The organism is Streptomyces sp. WELS2 (genome assembly GCF_013870595.1).
GTDB lineage: Bacteria > Actinomycetota > Actinomycetes > Streptomycetales > Streptomycetaceae > Streptomyces.
Genome location: NZ_JACBWZ010001244.1, coordinates 1 through 1363 on the forward strand (window position 1 = coordinate 1; position 1363 = coordinate 1363).

General features: G+C 74.2%; 2 protein-coding genes. Both read left to right on the plus strand.

Annotated features, from left to right (window positions below; genetic code table 11):
• The first annotated feature begins 110 nt into the window (after positions 1–110).
• Positions 111–617: a BTAD domain-containing putative transcriptional regulator gene (locus H5J33_RS38540; RefSeq protein ID WP_309485572.1), complete on the plus strand. Its 507-nt coding sequence runs from the start codon at positions 111–113 to the stop codon at positions 615–617.
• Positions 618–892: 275 nt separating this feature from the next.
• On the plus strand, positions 893–1078 hold the full coding sequence (locus tag H5J33_RS35395; RefSeq protein WP_181798739.1) for a hypothetical protein: 186 nt from the start codon (positions 893–895) through the stop codon (positions 1076–1078).
• The last annotated feature ends 285 nt before the right edge of the window (positions 1079–1363 follow it).

The window sequence follows — 1363 nt, forward strand, 5'->3', positions numbered from 1 at the left end:
ACCGGGCCGCTGGATTGCCTTGTCCTGCTCGGCCGCCCCGCCGACACCCGCGACGAGTTGACCGCCCTGTCCGCCTCCCACCCTTGGACGAGTCGCTGCCGGACCTGTGCATGCGCGCCCTGTACGGCTCCGGACGACAGGCCGAGGCCCTGGCGGCCTACGAGGACATGCGCCGGCTCCTGCGTCACGAACCGCGCGTCGATCCGGCCAGGAACTGCGGCGCGTCCACGAGGCGGTGCTGCGGCGCGACGACGATGCGCCTCCTCGGCCGCGCACCGGCCCGGCCCGGCCGGCCTGCCCGAACGGCGTGTGACTCCGGTCACGCACAAACGCGGACTACAGGGGGGGCCAAGGGAGGAGTCGGACGTCTGTTGTCGGCGGCCATCAGACCGCGGACAAGGGGTGGCTTCACACGGTGGCTCCGGCCCGTGCGCCGCTCCGCGCGCGGGCCGGACGACCGCCGCCTCGGCCCGCAGACCGGAGAAACCGAGGACACCGTGCCCACCGACCCCACGCCCGGCCCCGCGGCCGAGGACCGGCCGGACCCCGCACAGCCTCCCCACGCGGGACGGGCCGCAGGCGGCTCTTGCGGCCTGCGTGCCCGGCGTCGAACCTGACCGCGACGGCCGCCAAGCGCGCACCGCCCTCGACGAACTGTTCCCCACTCCACTGCCCGACCACGCCGACCTCCCGGCGGGGTGGCGGGAACGCTCGCCGAGCGCGGTTTGCCGGCTTCCCAGGACGGCCTGCGCGCCTACGTCGGGCTGCCCAGCACCGACCGAGCCGCACGGTGCAGCGAAACGGCTGCCGCCTGCCGTGGGCGGTCATGATCACGCAAGCCGTATGCTGCGACCGTCCGGCGAGCCGCCCGCTGAAAGGAAACCGTCCCACCGTGTTCCAGGAGACCCCCGTCTACGACCGCCTCGTCGCCGAACGCGGCGACATCCCCGTCCAGGTCCGCGGTGAAGCCGACCGGATACGCCGCGACCTGGCACGCGTACTGCCCTGGGCAACCACCACCCATCCCGGTGCACCGCAGAACGTCTTCGAGCCCAAACACCTTCCCACCGCCCTGTGAGGGCGGTGACAGCAGCGGCTGAAGAGAGCACCCGGGTCGCGACGAGGCCGGCCGGGCTCGTGATGGATGTCGGCGAGGGGCACGCCTGATCGCCGAGTCCCGTCCGGCTGAGTCCTCCCGGCCATCGACTGCCCGCTCCGGGCGGTGTGCCCGCGTTCCGCTGTGCCCCCGCCCAGCCGGTCCCCGCCCCGCCCGGCGTCGTGCGGCACGCCGCCCGTCAGTACGCGTCATCGTTCCGGCCCTGCCCTGACCCCGCCTGTAGGCCCCTGGCCAAGGGGTTCGCAG